The 17,964-nt window shown below is 66.0% G+C and carries 16 protein-coding genes and 1 pseudogene; 11 read left to right on the top strand and 6 right to left on the bottom strand.

Translation table 11 applies throughout. The annotated features are described in order from the left end of the window. Both pctC and flp read right to left on the bottom strand, forming a co-directional pair. Positions 1-1,058, bottom strand: a pseudogene (pctC, locus tag HMPREF2914_RS09540) (methyl-accepting chemotaxis protein PctC); the annotation flags it as partial. Positions 1,059-1,246: 188 nt separating this feature from the next. After that, positions 1,247-1,459: a type 4b pilus Flp major pilin gene (flp, locus tag HMPREF2914_RS09545; RefSeq protein WP_003093864.1), complete on the bottom strand. Its 213-nt coding sequence runs from the start codon at positions 1,457-1,459 to the stop codon at positions 1,247-1,249. 409 nt (positions 1,460-1,868) lie between these two features. Between flp and rcpC the strand changes: the two genes are divergently transcribed. The 9 genes from rcpC to tadG are packed head-to-tail and all read left to right on the top strand — an operon-like array spanning position 1,869 to position 11,038. Then, on the top strand, positions 1,869-2,780 hold the full coding sequence (rcpC, locus tag HMPREF2914_RS09550; RefSeq protein WP_023092826.1) for a type 4b pilus Flp biogenesis protein RcpC: 912 nt from the start codon (positions 1,869-1,871) through the stop codon (positions 2,778-2,780). A 13-nt stretch (positions 2,781-2,793) separates the two neighbouring features. Beyond that, positions 2,794-4,044, top strand: a complete 1,251-nt coding sequence (rcpA, locus tag HMPREF2914_RS09555; RefSeq protein WP_003110119.1) for a type 4b pilus Flp secretin RcpA — start codon at positions 2,794-2,796, stop codon at positions 4,042-4,044. Between the two features lie 9 nt (positions 4,045-4,053). Next, positions 4,054-5,238, top strand: coding sequence for a type 4b pilus Flp biogenesis protein TadZ (gene tadZ / locus HMPREF2914_RS09560; RefSeq protein WP_003093855.1), 1,185 nt, complete (start codon positions 4,054-4,056; stop codon positions 5,236-5,238). Continuing rightward, entirely contained in the window at positions 5,235-6,500 is a 1,266-nt protein-coding gene (gene tadA / locus HMPREF2914_RS09565) for a type 4b pilus Flp biogenesis ATPase TadA (protein WP_003093851.1), read from the top strand. Before tadZ ends, tadA begins: the two co-directional genes overlap by 4 nt. Continuing rightward, positions 6,497-7,381: a type 4b pilus Flp biogenesis protein TadB gene (gene tadB, locus HMPREF2914_RS09570; RefSeq protein ID WP_003093848.1), complete on the top strand. Its 885-nt coding sequence runs from the start codon at positions 6,497-6,499 to the stop codon at positions 7,379-7,381. Before tadA ends, tadB begins: the two co-directional genes overlap by 4 nt. A 9-nt stretch (positions 7,382-7,390) precedes the next feature. Next, on the top strand, positions 7,391-8,302 hold the full coding sequence (gene tadC / locus HMPREF2914_RS09575) for a type 4b pilus Flp biogenesis protein TadC (protein ID WP_003103955.1): 912 nt from the start codon (positions 7,391-7,393) through the stop codon (positions 8,300-8,302). Then, positions 8,299-9,036: a type 4b pilus Flp biogenesis protein TadD gene (tadD, locus tag HMPREF2914_RS09580; RefSeq protein WP_023092825.1), complete on the top strand. Its 738-nt coding sequence runs from the start codon at positions 8,299-8,301 to the stop codon at positions 9,034-9,036. The genes tadC and tadD overlap by 4 nt, the downstream gene beginning before the upstream one ends. A 22-nt stretch (positions 9,037-9,058) precedes the next feature. Continuing rightward, positions 9,059-9,343, top strand: coding sequence for a DUF3613 domain-containing protein (locus HMPREF2914_RS09585; protein WP_023092824.1), 285 nt, complete (start codon positions 9,059-9,061; stop codon positions 9,341-9,343). Positions 9,344-9,367: 24 nt separating this feature from the next. Next, entirely contained in the window at positions 9,368-11,038 is a 1,671-nt protein-coding gene (gene tadG, locus HMPREF2914_RS09590) for a type 4b pilus Flp biogenesis protein TadG (protein WP_023092823.1), read from the top strand. Positions 11,039-11,063: 25 nt separating this feature from the next. Here tadG and pprB read toward each other — a convergent pair whose 3' ends face one another. Both pprB and fppA read right to left on the bottom strand, forming a co-directional pair. Continuing rightward, positions 11,064-11,891, bottom strand: a complete 828-nt coding sequence (pprB, locus tag HMPREF2914_RS09595) for a two-component response regulator PprB (RefSeq protein WP_023092822.1) — start codon at positions 11,889-11,891, stop codon at positions 11,064-11,066. A 120-nt stretch (positions 11,892-12,011) separates the two neighbouring features. Next, positions 12,012-12,494 carry a type 4b pilus Flp prepilin peptidase gene (fppA, locus tag HMPREF2914_RS09600; protein WP_003110115.1) on the bottom strand — a complete coding sequence of 161 codons (483 nt, stop codon included), beginning with the start codon at positions 12,492-12,494 and terminating at the stop codon, positions 12,012-12,014. Positions 12,495-12,557: 63 nt separating this feature from the next. On the opposite strand from fppA, the gene HMPREF2914_RS09605 reads away from it, so the two are divergent. Further along, positions 12,558-13,064, top strand: coding sequence for a TadE/TadG family type IV pilus assembly protein (locus HMPREF2914_RS09605; RefSeq protein WP_031277580.1), 507 nt, complete (start codon positions 12,558-12,560; stop codon positions 13,062-13,064). A 9-nt stretch (positions 13,065-13,073) separates the two neighbouring features. Beyond that, positions 13,074-15,845 carry a two-component system sensor histidine kinase PprA gene (gene pprA, locus HMPREF2914_RS09610; protein WP_023092820.1) on the top strand — a complete coding sequence of 924 codons (2,772 nt, stop codon included), beginning with the start codon at positions 13,074-13,076 and terminating at the stop codon, positions 15,843-15,845. A 68-nt stretch (positions 15,846-15,913) separates the two neighbouring features. On the opposite strand, the gene HMPREF2914_RS09615 is transcribed toward pprA, so the two are convergent. Continuing rightward, positions 15,914-17,383 (bottom strand): inorganic phosphate transporter, encoded by a 1,470-nt coding sequence (locus tag HMPREF2914_RS09615; protein ID WP_003093821.1) that lies wholly within the window; start codon positions 17,381-17,383, stop codon positions 15,914-15,916. Between the two features lie 143 nt (positions 17,384-17,526). Further along, positions 17,527-17,778: a hypothetical protein gene (locus HMPREF2914_RS32740; RefSeq protein ID WP_003117142.1), complete on the bottom strand. Its 252-nt coding sequence runs from the start codon at positions 17,776-17,778 to the stop codon at positions 17,527-17,529. Positions 17,779-17,964: the final 186 nt, after the last annotated feature.

The following is a 17,964-nucleotide window of genomic DNA, read 5'->3' on the forward strand; positions in this document are numbered from 1 at the left end:
GATTCGTGGATACGCTCGACGAAGCGGTTGAAGGCATTGGCCAACGTACCGAATTCATCGTTGCTGGTGACTTTCAGGCGCTTGGTCAGGTCGCCTTCACCCTGGGCGATGTCCTGCATGGCGCGGCCCATGTCGGTGAGCGGTTGCATCAGTACGCGGATCAGCATGCCGAGGAGAAGCATGATGCCGACCACCGCGATCAGCGTGGCGACGATCGCCGAAGTGCGGAATTCGCTGAGCATCGAATAGGCGGTGTCGCGGTCGAGGACCAGGGCGACGTACCAGGTCACGCCGGGCAGTCCCTTCACCGGGGTGAAGGAAACGAACTGGCTGCGGCCGTCGAGTTCCACCTCGTGGACCCCGGGGTCGATGTTCGGTGCGCCCTTGGGATAGGCTTCGGCGAGGGTCTTCAGGACCAGCCCGGAGTCGGGGTGGAGGAGGATCTTGCCGGCGTCGCTGACCAGGAAGGCGTAGCCGGCACCATCGAACTTCAGGGAATTGAGGATCGCGGTCAGGGTCTCCAGCTTCATGTCGCCGGCGGCGACGCCCAGCAGTTGACCGGCGTGCCGCACCGGCAGCGACATGGCGAGGATCTGCTCGCCGGTGCCGGCATCGACGAAGGGTTCGGTGACGATAAGCCGGTCGGCCGCCAGCGCGTCCTTGTACCAGGCGCGGGTACGTGGGTCGTAACCTTCCGGCATGGCGTCGTAGGGGCGCATGGTGAAGGCGCCGCTGGCCGCCTCGCCAAGATAGACCGACGCGAAATTGCGGCTGAAGACGGGCTGTTCCAGTTGCCTTGCGATATTCGCCTCGTCGGGCTGGTCGAGCAGCGCCAGTTGCGAGGCCAGGCCTTCCACCAGGTGCATGCGGCCTTCCAGCCAGCTCTGGATGTTGCTGGCGGTCAGGGTGCCGATTTCCCCGAGGTAGTTTTCCGTGTCCGTGCGCACGGCCTCGCGCTGTCGGTAATCGTTGTAGAGGATGAAGCAGGTGAAGGCGAAAACCACCACCAATGCGGCGGCGAGAAGGATTTTCTTGGCAAACGACAGCGAGCGAAGCATGAGCGATGCGTCCTGGCAAAAGCCTCAAGAAGGGCGGGGAGCCCAGGCCACCAGGTAGGGAGCTTGCGGGGGAAAGCCATGATCCAGCGCCTGAACGGCCGGCTTTGTAGCACAGTGCCAGCATAAAGGCAAAATAGTGGCGCCATGAAAATGGCGCCACTGGAGGGAAATCGCTCTGGAAGAGGACGTCAGTCCGGAGCCAGTCCGCCGACTTTGGTGCCGACGCCGTCGAAGAAGGCTTTCAGACCGCCGACGATACCGCTGTCCGTGGGACTCAATACGGCAATCAGAGCCACCGCGATCAAACCGGCGATAACCGCGTATTCGATGGCGTTTGCCCCTTCTTCGTCCGCCAGGAATGCGCGAACTTTGCAATACACGAACAGGGTCAGGTTCTTCATTCTTGTTTGCTCCTCGAACGCGGCAATCACCGAGACAGAGCCCTGCCTCCACGCTGAGGCTAGGCCGATGATGGCGTTTTGCAACAACTAAATGGCATTAGTAGGAGTGGATTAGTCGCAAGGTTATATGGCGGGTTACAAGGCTTGGACTACATCTAATGACAAATTGACATTGATTATCCCGAGTCTAGATTCAGGCCTATCGTCGCAAGTTCGAAGTTATGAACTTTGGTTCTTGAATAACGACTGTCGCCAGTCGATAACCCCAATGTACCTGCCATGGAAAGCCAGTCCCGGAGTATGGCCATGACACGGACAGCGAGACGCCCGTTTTTCTTTTCCGATCATCGGCGATCGCCGGTGATTTTCCGTTCATCGACCTGTCCGGACGCATAGCAGGGGTCTGCCCATGAATAGCAAGGTGCTGATGGCCCTGGCCGGCCTGCTGCTGCTCGGTGCGGTGCTGCTCGGATACCTCGGCGTATCCATCGGCCGCGCGCCATCGAACGCGCATGCTCCATCCGTGGCGCCGGCTTCGGCGGCGGTGGACGCTTCGCTGGAAAAGCTCGAACGCAAGCCGGTGCTGGTGGCCAGTCGCGATCTCCCGGCGCTGGCGGTGATCGGCAAGGACGACCTGAGCGTCGAGCTGTTGCGGACCGCACCGGTCGGTAGCTACGACAGGCCCGAGGCGTTGCTCGGCAAGCGGGTCTGGGTCGCGGTGCCGGCCGGCAGCATTCTTTCCGCCGCGACCCTAGAACCCGGCGGTCCGCTGGCCCGGACCATCCGTCCGGACGAGCGGGCGATGGCGATCGCTGTGGACGAAGTGGTCGGCGGCGGCGGCTTCGTCCTGCCCGGCGACTATGTCGACGTGATGCTCTTCGTGCGTGACGAGCGGGACGGCGAATCGATCCCGCTGGCGCAACTGGTGTTGCCCGGCGTCCGGGTACTGACCTACGGCGAGCGGATCGCCGTGGGCAGCGATGGGCAGGACCGCTCGAACCAGGAAAAGGACCCGCGTCCGCCGCGTACCGCGGTGCTGGCGGTACCGGAGGACGGCGTGGCGCGGCTGATGCTGGCGAGCCAGGCCGGTTCGCTGCGCCTGGCCATCCGCAGCAAGGACGAAGAACTCTACCGCAGGGAGCAGGAAGGCGCGCTGCTGCAAGCGTCGCTGGGCGCGCCGAGCGCGGCGCTGAGCCTCGACCAACTGCTGGAGCGCCGCAAACCGACGGCGCCGAGCGTGCGCAGCGCGGCTCCGCGCGTGCCGGTGGCCAACGGGGTCACGGTCTACCGTGGCAGCGCCATGACCCATGAAGCGCCTTGAGGGGAGCCGGCATATGCATCGGAGCACCGGGATAGGCGTGTCGCGCTGGCTGGGAGGGCTGCTGGGGGTGGCGTTGGCGCTGCCGGCACTGGCTTTGCCGCAGGGCTGCATCGAGTTGCTGGCGCAGGCGCCGCGGGTCGATGTCGTCCAGGGGCAACAGCGTGACCTGCGCCTGGCGGTGCCGATCGAACGGCTGGCCATCGGCGATCCGAAGATCGCCGACGTACAGTTGCTGGATCGTCGCGGCTTCCTGGTCACCGGCAAGGAACAGGGCTCCACCAGCCTGCTGATCTGGACCGGCTGCAGTCCCGAGCCGTTGCGCAGCCTGGTGGAGGTCGAGGGACGCGGTAGCGTCGATACCCGCGGTGCTCCAGCGTTCACCGCCGGCGCCGCGGAGGAGCTGCCGAACCAGGTGCAGACCGATATCCGCTTCGTCGAGGTCAGCCGCAGCAAGCTGAAGCAGGCCAGCACCTCGTTCGTCCGGCGCGGCGGCAACCTCTGGGTGCTCGGTGCGCCGGGCAGCCTCGGCGACATCAAGGTCAATGCCGACGGCAGCGGCTTGGGCGGCACCTTCGGCACCGGCAGCTCGGGATTCAACCTGATCTTCGGCGGCGGCAAGTGGCTGAGCTTCATGAATGCCCTGGAGGGCAGCGGCTTCGCCTATACCCTGGCGCGCCCGAGCCTGGTGGCGATGAGCGGGCAGAGCGCGTCGTTCCTCGCCGGCGGCGAGTTTCCGATCCCGGTGCCGAACGGCACCAACGACAACGTCACCATCGAATACAAGGAGTTCGGCATCCGCCTGACCCTCACCCCGACGGTGATGAACAACCGCCGCATCGCTCTCAAGGTGGCGCCGGAGGTCAGCGAACTGGACTACAGCGCCGGCATCCAGAGCGGCGGGGTGGCGGTGCCGGCACTGCGCGTCCGGCGCACCGACACCAGCGTGATGCTGGCCGATGGCGAGAGTTTCGTGATCAGCGGGCTGACCAGCAGCAACTCGGTGAGCAACGTCGACAAGTTTCCCTGGCTGGGCGACATCCCGATCCTCGGTGCGTTCTTCCGCTCGACCAAGCTGGACAAGGACGACCGCGAGCTGCTGATGATCGTCACCCCGCACCTGGTCCAGCCGCTGGCCGCCGACGCACAGTTGCCGGACCTGCCCGGCGAGGGCTTGCGGCACTACGATCCGGGGTTCTCGCGCCTGTACTTCCTCGAGCGCGGCGAGTACGACGGCCAGCAGAACGACACCGGCCTGTCGGATTAGGAGGCGCGCATGAACCAGAACTTCGTGGCGCTGACCCAGCATCCCGGCGAACTCGACTGGTTGCAGAACAGCCTGGCGTCCGCCGGCCAGGTGGTACCCGCAGGCAGCGCCAGCCTGGAGGAGTTGCTGGCGCTGCTCGACGTCACCGCCGCCGGGGTGCTGTTCATCAGCCTCGGCAAGAGCAACCTGGTGTCCCAGGGCGCGCTGGTCGAGGGATTGGTATCGGCGCGGCCGATGCTCTCGGTGGTGGCCATCGGCGACGGCCTGGACAACCAGTTGGTGCTGGCGGCGATGCGCGCCGGCGCGCGCGACTTCATCACCTACGGCGCCCGCGCCAGCGAGCTGACCGGGCTGATCCGGCGCCTCGGCGGACGCCTGCCCAGCGTGCCGGTGAGCGCGGCGCGCCAGGGCGAGCTGCTGACCCTGGTCAGCGCCCGACCGGACGCCGACGGCGCCTTCGTCGCCTTGCACCTGGCCAAGGCGTTGCAGGAGCAGACGCCGAACCAGGTCCTGCTGCTGGACGTCGGCCAGCCCACCGGCGAGGCGCTGGCGATCCTCGGCCTGGACTCGGCCTTCACCTTCAGCGACGCCTTGCGCAACCTGCGGCGCCTCGACCAGACCCTGATCGACAGCGCCTTCACCCGCCTCGACAGCGGCCTGCGGATACTCAGCCTGACCGACGAGCCCGGCGTGCTGGAGCGAGTCACCACCGCCGAACTCTATCTGTTGCTGGGCAACCTGCGCGGGGCGTTCAGCCATGTGGTGGTCAACCTCACCGGGCTGCCCGAGGGCGAGCTGAGCAACCAGTTGCTGGTGCAGGCCAACCGCGTGCTGTGGATGGTCGACCAGAGCGTGCCGTCCTGCAAGAAGGGCCTGGAGCGCCTGCGCCGCCTGCGCGAGCGCAACCTGCCGTTGCCCTCCATCGAGTTGCTGATCGAGCGCTACCTGCCCAATGTGGCGCCGGACCAGCAGGCCCTCAGCCGGATGTTCGACCTCGATCTGTTCGGTGTCCTGCCGTTGTCCCCGGAATCGCGCCTGCGCGCGAAGAACCTCGGCAAGAGCCTGTTCGAGGTGGCGCCGCGCGACCCATTGGCGGCCAAGCTGCGGCAACTGGCGGACAGCCTGTGCGTGACACGTGGCGAGCGCCGTTCGCTGCTGTCCTGGCTCGGCCGGGCCAAGGCGGCGCTGCTATGAGCACGGGATTCGGCGCGCGTCCTGACGGCGGTGCCTTCCACTACCGCCAGGAGCAGGACATCCAGGCGCTGAAGCTGCGCCTGCACCGCTACATCATCGACGAGATCGACGAAGACGGCATGAACCTGCTGGAGGGCGCGCGCTCCGCCGTGGTCCAGTACGTCTCGGAAAAGGTCTGCGAATACGGCTCGCGCCATCAACTGGCGATCTCCCGCTACGAACTGGACCGCCTGGCCGAAGAGGTGGTCGACGAACTCACCGGCTTCGGCCCGCTGGAGATCCTCCTGCGCGATCCCGGCGTCTCGGAAATCCTCGTCAACGGACCGGGCCGGGTGTTCGTCGAGCGGGAAGGGCGGCTCTACCAGAGCGACCTGCGCTTCATCGACGACCACCATGTACTGCGGGTGATCCAGCGTATCCTCGCGCCCCTCGGCCGACGCCTGGACGAGTCCAGCCCGATGGTCGACGCGCGCCTGCCGGACGGCAGCCGGGTCAACGCGATCATTCCCCCGGTGGCGCTGGACGGGCCGTGCATCTCGATCCGCAAGTTCAGCCAGGAGCTGCTGCGCAGTGCCGACCTGCTGGCCTACCAGAGCGTCGACGAAGCCTTGCTCGAGTTCCTCCGCCAGGCGGTCTCGCGCCGCTGCAACATCCTCATCAGCGGCGGCACCGGCACCGGCAAGACCACCTTGCTCAACGTCATCAGCGGCTTCATCGACGAACGCGAGCGGATCGTCACCATCGAGGACACCGCCGAGCTGCAACTCGGCCACGACCACGTGGTGCGCCTGGAGACCCGTCCGCCGAACGCCGAGGGCTACGGCGAGGTGACCGCCCGCGACCTGATCCGCAACGCCCTGCGGATGCGCCCGGACCGGATCATCCTCGGCGAGATCCGCGGCGTCGAGGTGCTCGACGTGCTGCAGGCGATGAACACCGGCCACGACGGCTCGATGAGCACGGTGCACGCCAACTCGGCGATGGATTCGCTGCTGCGCATGGAGATGCTGGTCGGCCTGACCGGCAACAGGCTGCCGGAGCAGACCTTGCGCCTGATGATCTGCGCCGCGCTGGACGTGGTGGTGCAGATCACCCGCCTGGCCAGCGGTCGGCGTTGCATCAGCGAAGTGCTGGAGGTGCTGGAGGTGCGCGACGGCGTGTACGTCACCAATACCCTGTTCAGTCTCGACCGGCGCGGTAGCGGGCAGTTCGTCCGCCAGGCCGCGCCGGTCGGGCAGAAATTCCGCCAGGCGCTGCTGTGAACGGCGCGCAACTGCTGGTGCTGTTCAGCGGCGTGCTGGCTTTCGCCGCGCTGGCCCTGGCGTTCATGGGCTGGCGCGCCGGGCGCAACGAACTGGTGGTTGAACGGCTGCTGGGACGCCAGGAGGCGGTCGCGGTGCGGCCGCGCAGCAGTCACTGGCTGGCTCGCCAGATGCGTCGCGCCGGTATCCAGCGCCCGCGCCCGTGGTTGTTCGGGGCGGCAGTGCTCGCGCTGCTGCTGGTCTGGAGCGGATTGCGCCTGTTCGGCATCGTCGGTGCGCTAGGCGGCCTGCTACTGGCGGCGCTGTCCTGCCGCGTCGCCCTGGGCATGCTCTACCAGCGCCGCCTGAAGCGAATGATCCGGCAGATGCCGCGCTTCCTCGACCAGGTGGTGCGCAGCCTGCACGCCGGGCGCACGCTGGGCGACGCGCTGATGCAGGCGGTGGAGAACGCCGAGGAGCCGCTGCGCGACATCTTCACCCTGGCACGCAACCACGTGCTTCTCGGCATCCACCTGCCGGAGGCGTTGCAGGAAGTCGCCGAACTCTACGAGGTGGAGGAACTGCGCATCCTCGCCCTGGGCGTCTCGGTCAACCACCGTTATGGCGGCAATACCAGCGACCTGCTGGACAGCATCGTCAAGCTCATCCACGAGCGCGAGAAGCTCAGCCGGCAGTTGCACGCGATGACCGGCGAGACACGGATCAGCGCCTATGTCCTGGCCGGCGTGCCGAGCGCCCTGGGCGGCTACATCCTGGCGAGCAACCCGGGCTATCTGCTGAACATGTGGGCCGACGGCACCGGGCGTTTCCTGCTGCTGGCCTCGCTCGGGCTGCAACTGCTCGGCTGCTATGCGCTGTGGCGCATGCTCAAGAGCGTCTAGGAGGTGGCCATGCAGGCACAGTGGCTGATTTTCGCGGCGCTCCTGATGGCGGTCGGCGGTGCCTTGCTGCTGTTGCTCCAGGCGCGCAACGGCAGCCGCGAGCAGCGCCTGATCGAGAGGCGCCTGGGAGCGCTGGCCAACCCTGGCGGCTCGACCAGGTGGCTGGCCGGCATGACCGAGCGGATGGACGACAGCTTCTGGGTGCGGCGCCTGCAACTGATGGACAGCGAGGCCCGCCAGTTGCTGCAACAGGCCGGCTGGCACGAGAGTCGCTACCGGACCCTGTACCTGATCTCGGTGTTTCTCACGCCGCTGCTGTTCGTTCTCCTGGTCTTGCTGGTCAAGCTGCTGCGCGCCGAGAGCGAGGCGTCCTACGCGGTGCCGCTGCTGTTCGCCGCCGGCATCGGTTTCCTCCTGCCCAAGCAGGTGCTCAAGCACTTCGCCAAGGCGCGCCGGGCGCTGATCGCCGACGAGATGATCCTGTTCGTGCAACTGATCCGCATCCTCTTCGATGCCGGCCTGACCGTGGAGCAGACGCTGCGCGTGGTCTGCCTGGAAGGCCGCGGGATCACCCCGCAACTGGCCCGCGAGCTGGACCTGGCGCTGACCCGTGCCGACAACGGTATCGACCTGGCGGAAGAGCTGGAGGCGCTTGCCCGGCGCCTGCAGGTGGACCCGCTGAACGACTGCTGCGGCGTGCTACGGCAGATGTTGCGCCAGGGCGGCAGTGCGCGCAGCACCCTGCTGACGCTCAAGCAACTGTTCGAAGACCGGCGCCTGACCACCTTGCAGGAACGCATCGGCAAGCTGTCGGCGAAGATGAGCCTGGTGATGATGGTGCTGCTGTTCCCGGCGCTGCTGATCGTCCTCGCCGGTCCGGGCGTCATCGCCATCACCAAGGCCTTGGGAGGACTGGGATGAAAGCACTGATCGGCATCGGCCTGTGCGCCGCCCTGCTCGGCGGTTGCGCCGCGCTGCCGGGGCGGGACGGCCCACGGGAGTGTTCGCAGCAGCTCGGCCAGGAGCAGGAACTGCAGATGAACATGGTCCGCGACATGATCCGCGAGGGCCGCCTGCATGCGGCCCTGGCCAACCTGGAAAGCATGCCGCCGGGCTTGATCGACGTGCGCGAGGAAAGGGCGCTGATCCTGCGCCGGATCGGCGACCCGCGGGCCAGGGCCGAGTACCAGGCCCTGCTGGAAACCTGCAAGGCAGCCGAGGCGCACCACGGCCTCGGCCTGCTCGCCCTGCGCAGTGGCGACAGCGCCCGGGCGGTCCTCGAGCTGCGCGAGGCGGCGCGCCTGCGGCCGACCGAGAGCCGCTTCCGCAACGACCTGGGGGTCGCCCTGCTCAAGCGCGGCGACCGTGTCGGCGCGCGCTTCGAATTCATCACTGCGCTGGAGTTGCAGCAGGGCGGCAAGCTGCCGGCGACCAACCTGCTCGGCCTGCTGTACCTGCAAGGCGACCGGGAAGATGCGCAGCGCCTGATCGAGCGTTTGCAGCTGGATGCCCGGGACATCCGCGCGGCCGAGGCGCGGGCGCGCAGCTGGGGTGCCGTACCGACACCCGGCGCGGCGCCGGCAAGCGACGACCCGCTGGCGGAACTGCCGGCGGAGGCGAATATGCATACCGCGATGGCCAACGAGGCGCCCTGAGCCGGCGCCGGAGAGGTGACCCATGCACGAGCGAATCCTGTTCGGCGTCTTGCTGCTCCTGTCCGGCACGGCCTGGGCCGCGGACACGCCGGTGGTCCGTCCCGCCGCGCCAGCGACGGCCGAACCGCAGACCGCCACCCGCGCCTGGCTGGCCATCCAGGCGAGCGGCCGGGCCGCCAGCCCGGTTCGGCAAAGCGCGACCGCCGCCGAGCGCCAGCGTGCCTACCAGCGCTACCTGAAAAGCTATGAGCACGAGATTCCCGAGTACCTGCTGGAAGATCGCGGCTTCGGCGAGAGCAAGAACTGACGGTTCCTGGCGGAGGGGCAGGGCATGAACGGATGGCCTGCAAGACAGCGCGGGGCGATCGGCATCCTGGCGGCGACCACCCTGCTGCTGGCCTTGATCTGCCTGTTGCTGGTGGTGGATACCGGGCGGCTCTACCTGGAGCAGCGCAACCTGCAGCGAGTGGCGGACGTGGCGGCGCTGGAGAGTGCCTCCCAGGGAGCCTTGTGCGGCGACCAGAGTTCTGCCCAGGCGACGTCTTTCGCCAAGGCCAGCGCGATGCTCAACGGGTTCGATGCGGACGCCGCCGGCTCCAGCCTGTCGGCGGAGGTCGGCGGCGTGCTGAGTGCCGGCGGCCTGCGCAGTTTCATAGCCAGCGCGTCGAACGCGGCTGCCGCCAACGAGGCGGTGCATGTCGAGGTGACCAAGAGCGTTCCCGGCAGCCTGGTCGCCAACCTCGGGGGACTGTTCGGCGGCGGCAATGCCAACGTCGATCTCCGCGCAGAGGCCGTGGCGCGACGCCTTCCGAACGCCACGATTTCCGCAGGCACGGGGCTGGCCAGCGTGAACAGTGGCCAATCGGCGTTGCTCAACCCCATCCTGAGCGGATTGCTGGGCACCCAGATCGATCTCTCGGCGGCGGCCTACAACGGTATCGCCGACGCGAAGCTCAGTGTGCTGGACATTCTCGGCCCGAATGGAATGGGCTTGGTCGGGGTCGATACCAGCCTGGGGACCATCGAACAGTTGTTGAATACCAACGTCGGCTTGCAGCAGGTACTCACCGCCAGCGTGAACGTCCTGGCGAAGAACGGCGTAGCCTCGGTCGAGGCCCTGAGAACGCAATTGGTGGGGGTAAAGTCGGCCACGTTGAAACTGGGAGACTTGCTGGGGCTGAGCGCCGGCGAGGTGAACAGCATGTCGCAGCTGGATACGGCGATCAATGCGCTGGATCTCATCATGGCGGTTGCCCAGGTCGCCAACAAGAATTCCGCGGTCGCCGTGAACCTGGGCATCCCCGGATTGGCCAACGCACGGCTCACGGTCGTAGAGCCGAAGAGGATCGTCTCCGGGCCGCCAGGGCAGGATGAGAGCGGCGCCTGGCGCACGGAGGTGCGCCAGTCCCAGGTACGACTTACGGCGGACATCGATTCCGGGTTCCTGTCCATTCTCGCCACCACGAAACTGCAACTGGCCATCGAAGGCGCGTCGGGAGCCGTCTGGCTGAAAAGCATGGCCTGTACCCGCCCGGATACCGCGTTGGACTTCGGTTGGAGAAGCAGCGGAGCGACGATAAAGATCGGCAGTCCGGCCAACATCGATCAGGTCGGCTCGATTCTGGTGCTTGGCGGCTTGGTGCGATTGGATCTCAAGCTCGATACCTCGATCGCCGGCAGCTCGGGCGATACGCGATTCAACGTGAAAGCCGACGGTTCCGATCTCGTCCAGAGCCGCAGGTTGCCGGAAAGCGGCTTTCTCGCCAGTACCCTGAAAACCAGCATCAACGTCAATCCCGTGGTGCTCGGACTGTGCTTGCCTTTGCTGTGCGGCTCGACGGCGCTCACCGACCTCATCGTGAATTCCGTGGTGGCACCTCTGGTCGATGGGCTGCTGACGCCGATCCTGAATCTGGTCCTGCCCTTGCTGGGGGTACAACTTGGATACATCGACGCGGAGATTCTGAAGGTCGATGTCGGCAGGGCGGAACTGCTGATCTAGCAGGTCCGCCGGGCCATCGCGCCTGTCAGTGCACCACCGCTCCGCTGCCCTGCTGCATCGCCGCAGGCGACAGGGCCAGCGCCAGCTGTGTGCGGTTGTGCATATGCATCAGGCGCAGCACCTGGGAGACGTACAGCTTCACCGTGTTCTCGGTGATGCCCAGTTCGTAGGCGATCTGGTAGTTGGTCAGGCCCTTGCTCACCAGCCGCGCCACCGCCTGCTGGCGGGGCGACAGCTTGCCGAACAGCGGATTGCTCGGGGACACCTGGCTTTCCGCGACCGGCGCCGGCGGCGCGGACGGCTGGCTGTCTTCGCTCTTGAGGGCACTCGGCTGGCTGTTGCCGTGTACCTCGTACTTGATCTTGTGGATGTCGCGGTAGATCGAGTTCAGCGATTCGGCGAGGTATTCCAGGCGCTGGTTGACGTGGCTCAGGCTCAACTGGCTGCGGACGCGCTCGTGCAGGCGGTTCTCCAGGCGTTCGAGGCCATGCAGCAGTTCCTGCGGCGCCACCGGTTTCTGGTAGTAGTCGGCGGCGCCGACCCGCATGGCCTCGATCACTTCCTGGCGGCCATCGTGACCGGTGAGGATGATCGATTCGAAGAACCTGCCGTTGCCGGCGACTTCCTTGAGGCTCTCGATCAGGCGGATACCGTTGTCCTGCCCCAGGTAGAGGTCGCAGATGACCAGGCCGATGTTCGGGTCGGCCTGGAAGCTGGCGATCGCCGACTCCCGGTGGGTGCTGGTTACGCAACGGTAGCCACTGTTTTCCAGCAGTTCGCGGAGTTCCGAGGTCACCTGGGGTTCATCATCGATGATCAAGACGCTGAAATGCCGCGAGGCCGGTTTGTCCATGGTCATACGCTCCATTTGCTTATTTTGTTTTTAACAGGGGACGTGCATTGGAATGCAGCCATACCGAATGGTATTAGCCATAAGCATATAGTCCCTAAGTGAGGTCTTCCGCAAGTTTACTCAGATAATTTTACTGATAATCAGATGTGCCAAAAGGCCGGCGCTCATGGCGAATATAAAAGGGAATGACTTGTTTTTTGACGGTGCCCTTCGAAGGCGAACTTCTTCATTCATTGCGGACTTTTCTACCGAACGTTTGAATAACTTTACGAGGATGAATAGCGCGATGCACAGCAGGCAGCCGAAGGCCAGGCTATAGAGCACCGTAAGTGGGTCGCTGGCCAGCCCCAGTGCGGCCAGGTACTTGACGTCGGCGGCGCCGAGCCTGCCGAGAAGGTAGCCGGGAAGGCTGAGGCAGACGCCTATAAAAAGTGCGGTCATTGCCATATTAACCGTAGCGCCGGTCAGGCTTGACTCTTTCACATATAAATAAACAAAGGAAATAAGAAAACCGCCCAGGATAAGCCAGTTGGAGACGCGCAAACGTTTGATGTCCTGATATCCGCAAACGCTTGCCCACAAGGCCAGTGCTAATTGCTCCATCCTGTTCTTCAGCCTTTTTTCGACATCTGGATTAATACCTTTTCAGTAACGTTGGCGGAGCGAATGACGACTAGTATTAAGGATGCGGATCGGGGATGTCAGCTCATGCTCGGAAAAGCTTCCCGGCGATGCCAGCACGGCGCCGTCGCCATCGAATTCACAGCGATCTTCCTGCTGTTTTTCGCGCTGGTCTACGGCCTGATCAGCTACAGCATTCCTTTGCTCATGTTGCAGTCGTTCAACGATGCCGCTGCCGTGGGGGCCCGTGCGGCGATCGCTGTCGATCCCTCCGATGCGGGCTACGAGAGCCTCGCCGAAGCCCGTGCCAGGGACGAGTTGCTCGCACGCCTGGACTGGATGCCGGCGGCCTGGCGGGCGAACCTCCAGCCTTGTGCCGGTAATGGCCAGTACGCCGACTACGTCAGCGCCACGTCGCGGATCGAGGTCTGCGTGCAGTACCCGTACGGCGATCCGGGCAAGGCGATCATCCCCGTGCTGAGCTTCCCCGGCATCGGCGCGATTCCCAACCTGCCGCAGACGCTGAAGGCGAGTGCCAACCTGTTGCTGTGAGGTGGTCGCATGTTCGAATTTTCCCGCTCGTCGTCCGCCGAGGCCGAGAGGCCGGAACCCTTTTCGCAGGAAGGCCCCTCCCTCTGGAGCGCTTCGCTGAGGAGTTGGGACCTGTGTTTCGAGATGGACGAACAGGACCGCGTGATCCGGGTCGGCGGGCGGCAGGCGTATCGTCTGCAGTGCGCCCATGGGCTTGGCGAACAGCCGCGGCCTTTCGCCGAGTATCTGGAGCGGCGCGCCCCCGGTGCGCCGACGCTGGCCGGCCTGCGCCGGGGCGAGCGTCTCGACCTGACGCTGCGCAGCGATGCCGCCGCGCCATTGACCTGTCGTTTCCAGCCGATGCAGCCGCTCGACGGCCTGGGACGCTCGCTGCTGCTGGGCATGGACATCTCCGACCTCAACTGGCAGTCCGACAGCCAGCAGCACCAGTTGCAGAGCCTGAGCCTGGGCAAGCTGATCCTTTCGCGTCTGCGCCATGTCTCCCACGGGCACCTGGCGGAGGCGGTCCAGGAGATTCTCGAATCGCTCTCCGGCGCGTTCCAGATGCAGGCTATCGCCCTGCTGCTGGGCGACGGCAAGGGCTTCTGCACGGTCTTCGCCAGTCATGTACGGCCTGGCAGCGACAGTTTGCTGCGACCGACCCTGCAACTCGCCGACGACGATCTGCGCGAAGGGGCGGGCGCGCGCTTGCTACGCCGTGGCGAAGGCGCCTCGACGCTGCTCCGGCAGATCGGCGAGGACGCGCTCTACCTGGTGCCGGCGGCCATGCGCGGTGGCCGCCTGGGGGCATTGCTGGTGCGGCCGATGTCGCTGGAGCAGCTCGCCCAGGGGCCCGCGCCGCAGGACTGGCAATACCTCGCGGAACTGCTGGCGAACCAGGTGGCGGACCGCTGCGAACTCCACGAGCAGCACGACAGTTCGCGCAAGCTGGGGCTGTTGCAGGAGATGATCGGCGGCGGCTGGTGGCGTTACTGGGCGGAGCAGGAACTCTTCGAACTGGCGCCGGCCTTGCACGACAGCCTGGGGTTGACCGGCGAGTATCGTCGGGTGCCGCTGGAACACCTGCAGGGCCTGCTGCAACCGGCGGACGCCGACGAACTCGGCCTGCGCCTGCGTGCCAGCCTGCGCAGCGGCCAGGCGTTGGCCCAGGACCTTTGCCTGCGTCAGCCGGATAGCCGCGGCGAGCGCCGCTGGCTGCGCATCGAGGGCCGGCCGCTGGGGCGCGGTAGCGCGCTGGGGCTGTCCGGCGTGCTGCTCGACATCAGCGAAGGCCGGCGCCAGGAGGAACGGGTACAGGCGGCCCACGCGCGGCTGCGCAGCCTGATCGACAGCGCGCCGGTGGTGATCTACGTCCAGCGGGTCGAGCAGGGGCACCTGGTGCCGGAGTTCTACAGCGAAAGCGCGAGCAACCTGCTCGGCCTCGACTTGCAGGGACAGAGTTGGCAGGCGCTCGCCGAACGGGTGCATCCGGATGATCTGGAGGCCTTTTTCGCCCGTGGCCGCGAGTTGCTTCGCGAGGGCCGGGTGAAGACCCGCTATCGCCTCGCCGATGGCCAGGGCAACTGGCACTGGCTCTACGACGAAGCCAAGCTGCTGCGCGATGCCCAGGGCCTGCCCAGCGAGGCGGTGGGCCTGTGGCTGGACGTGACCGAGCAGCACCTGGCGGCACAGCGTATCGCCGAGAGCGAGGAACGCTACCGGGTCCTGGTGGAGGATTCGCCGGCGCTGATCTGTCGCTATACCGCCGACCTGGTGCTGACCTACGTGAACCGGACCTTCGCCGATAGCCTCGCGACCAGCCCGGAGCGCCTGGTCGGTCGCCGGCTCGACGAGTGGCTGGCGGCGGAAGACGCCAGCGCCTTGCGCGCGCGTCTGCTGGGCTCGCCGCGGGAGGGCGCCAGCGAGGTGCCGGAGCTGCGCTTCAACCTGCCGGGGCAACGTTTTCTCTGGCTGGTGTGGGCCGAGCGGCCGTTGTTCGACGCCCGTGGCGAATTGTGCGAGGTACAGGCGGTGGGGCGCGACAACACGCCGGTGCGTCGGGCCCAGCAGCAACTGGCGCAAGGCGCCAAGATGGCCAGCCTGGGGGAGATGGTCAGCGGCCTCGCCCACGAGGTGAAGCAGCCGCTGCACGTGCTGCGCATGACCCTGTTCAACATGCGCCAGCGGATGAACAGCGTCGGCCTCGACGGCGACTACCTGGGCGAGAAACTGGAGCGCATGGATGCCCAGGTCCTGCGCGTCGACCGCCTGGTCAGCCACCTCGGCGTGTTCAGCCGCAAGTCGGCGCTGGAGGCGCTGCCGTTCGACCCCTATGCCGCCTTCGAAGGCGCCCTGGGCCTGCTCGGCGAGGGGCTGCGTCAGCATGCCATCGAGGTGGAGTGCCCGGCGCCGACGCAGCGGATGGTGGTGCGAGGGCAGGCGGACCAGTTGGAACAGGTGATCATCAACCTGCTCGCCAACGCCCGCGATGCCCTGCTCGGCAATCCCGGCCTGGCCAGCCGGCGCGTTCGCCTGGAGCAGGTGGCTTGCCGCGAACCGGGCTGGGTCGAATTGCACGTGCACGACAACGGCGGCGGGATCGAACCGCTCCTGCTGGAGCGGATATTCGAACCCTTCTTCACCACCAAGGCGGAGGGCAAGGGTACCGGCCTGGGTCTCTCGGTCAGCCACGATCTGGTGCGCAACATGGGCGGTAGCCTGACGGCGGCCAACCAGGGGGAGGGCGCGTTGTTCGTGGTTCGCTTGCCGCTGGCGGCGCTGCCCGCCGAGGCGGGCGGATGACGTCGGTGGGAGCGCGGCAAAAAAAACGCCTGCGGACAAGCAGGCGTTTTTTCAACCGGCGAGGCGGCTCAGATGAATTGCGAGGCCAGCCAGAACAAGCCGGCGGACAGCGCCATCGAAGTCGGCAGGGTGAGCACCCAGGCCATCAGGATGTTGCGCACGGTGCCGCCGTGCAGGCCGCTCTTGTTCGCCACCATGGTCCCGGCCACGCCGGAGGACAGCACGTGGGTGGTGGACACCGGCAGGCTGTAGATGTTGGCCATGCCGATGGCGGCGGCGGCGGTGATCTGCGCGCTCATGCCCTGGGCGTAGGTCATGCCCTGCTTGCCGATCTTCTCGCCGACGGTGAGCACTACGCGCTTCCAGCCGACCATGGTGCCGATGCCGAGAGCCAGGGCCACCGCGATGATGACCCAGAACGGCGCGTATTCGGTGGTCGCGGTCAGGTCCTTGCGTAGCTTCTCGAGGTCGGCCTTCTCCCGCGCCGGCAGGTCGGATAGCTTGCCGACCTTCTTCGCGGTGTCGTCCAGGCACAGCAGGTAGCGACGCACCTGCACGCGCTCGTCGGCGTCCAGGTCGTTGTAGCTGGGCACGCCGCGCAGGTCGCGGAGCAGCGCGTTGATGGTCGGCTCGGTCTGTTTCGGATCGCAGCGGTAGAACTGCGGCATCTCGCTGCCATTGCTCTTGCCCAGGGCCAGCATGTCGCCGAGGGTATCGGTGTGGCGCTGGTAGAACTGGCTGAGGTGCAGGGCGGCGTCGCGGGTGCGCTCGATCTGGTAGGTGGTGCTGTTCAGGTCGAGGACGAACTTGGCCGGGACGATGCCGATCAGTACCAGCATGATCAGGCCGATACCCTTCTGGCCGTCGTTGGAGCCATGGACGAAGCTTACCGCCATGGCGGAAAGCACCAGCACCAGGCGGTTCCAGAACGGCGGGTGCTTCTTCTCGTCGAGTTCGCGACGGGTTTCCGGGGTCTTGTGCATCTTCGACAGCGGACGCCACCACTTCAGTCCGAGCAGGACCAGCGCGGCGACCATGAAGCCGGCCAGCGGCGAGAAGATCAGCGACAGGCCGATGTCGATCGCCTTCTGCCAGTTGATCCCTTCGGCCAGCGGCACGTCGGTGATCAGCGCATTGGCCAGGCCGACACCGAGGATCGAGCCGATCAGGGTGTGCGAGCTGGAGGCTGGGATGCCGAAGTACCAGGTGCCGAGGTTCCAGGCGATGGCGGCGGCGAGCAGGGAGAAGACCATCGCCAGGCCATGGCCGGTGTTCACGTTGATCAGCAGTTCCACCGGCAGCAGGTGAACGATGGCGTAGGCTACGCCGACACCGCCGAGCAGCACGCCGAGGAAGTTGAACACACCGGAGAGCATCACCGCCCGGTAGGGGGACATCGCTTTGGTGTAGATGACGGTGGCCACCGCGTTGGCAGTGTCGTGGAAGCCGTTGATGAACTCGAAGGTGAGGACGAAGGCCAGGGCCAGCACCAGGCTGATACCCACCCAGGCATCGAGCCCGCTGAAAAGATCGAACATGTGAGAAACCGGTCAGAGACGGGGCGGCGATTATGCCAGATGCGTTTTTATCCGTCTGGAACTCCGGAAGGTTGCCATTGTCGCGGGCAACTCCCCGTCGCATCGGGCTTTGCGGGAAAAACGAAACAGATTGAAACGCTTCGTTATCCGTCGCTCTCCTGTCGGTTGGAGGTAAATGGAATGGGGTTCGCTGCTTCCTGCCCGGCCTTGAGACGCTCTTCTTCGATCTTCTGCAGTTCTCTGTCGAACGCCTGCTCCTGAACGGTTGGGCGCTTGCGCCAGGGCTTGCGGTCGGGTTCCGGCTGGGCGGCATAAAGCGTCACTTCGCCGCCGTACACGTCCTTGTAACGCTGTTCCTCGCGCGCCAGCGCGGCACGCAATTCGTCTTTCGTCACGGGTGGTCCTGAGTCCAAAAAGAGCGGGCCCGATAGCGACCAGGCTGGGCGGAAGCGGGGTCCGGCCAGCGCCGGTTGGGAGTCTAGTCGACCGCTACCGGCTGTAAATGGGCGCGGAATTATAACGTGGGCTCCGGGCTTGTCATACGGTGTCGGCCGACGGACGGCAGGACGGAAGTTCTTCGA

Origin of the sequence: Pseudomonas sp. HMSC067G02 (genome assembly GCF_001813485.1) — a bacterium.
Classification (GTDB): Bacteria; Pseudomonadota; Gammaproteobacteria; order Pseudomonadales; family Pseudomonadaceae; genus Pseudomonas; species Pseudomonas aeruginosa.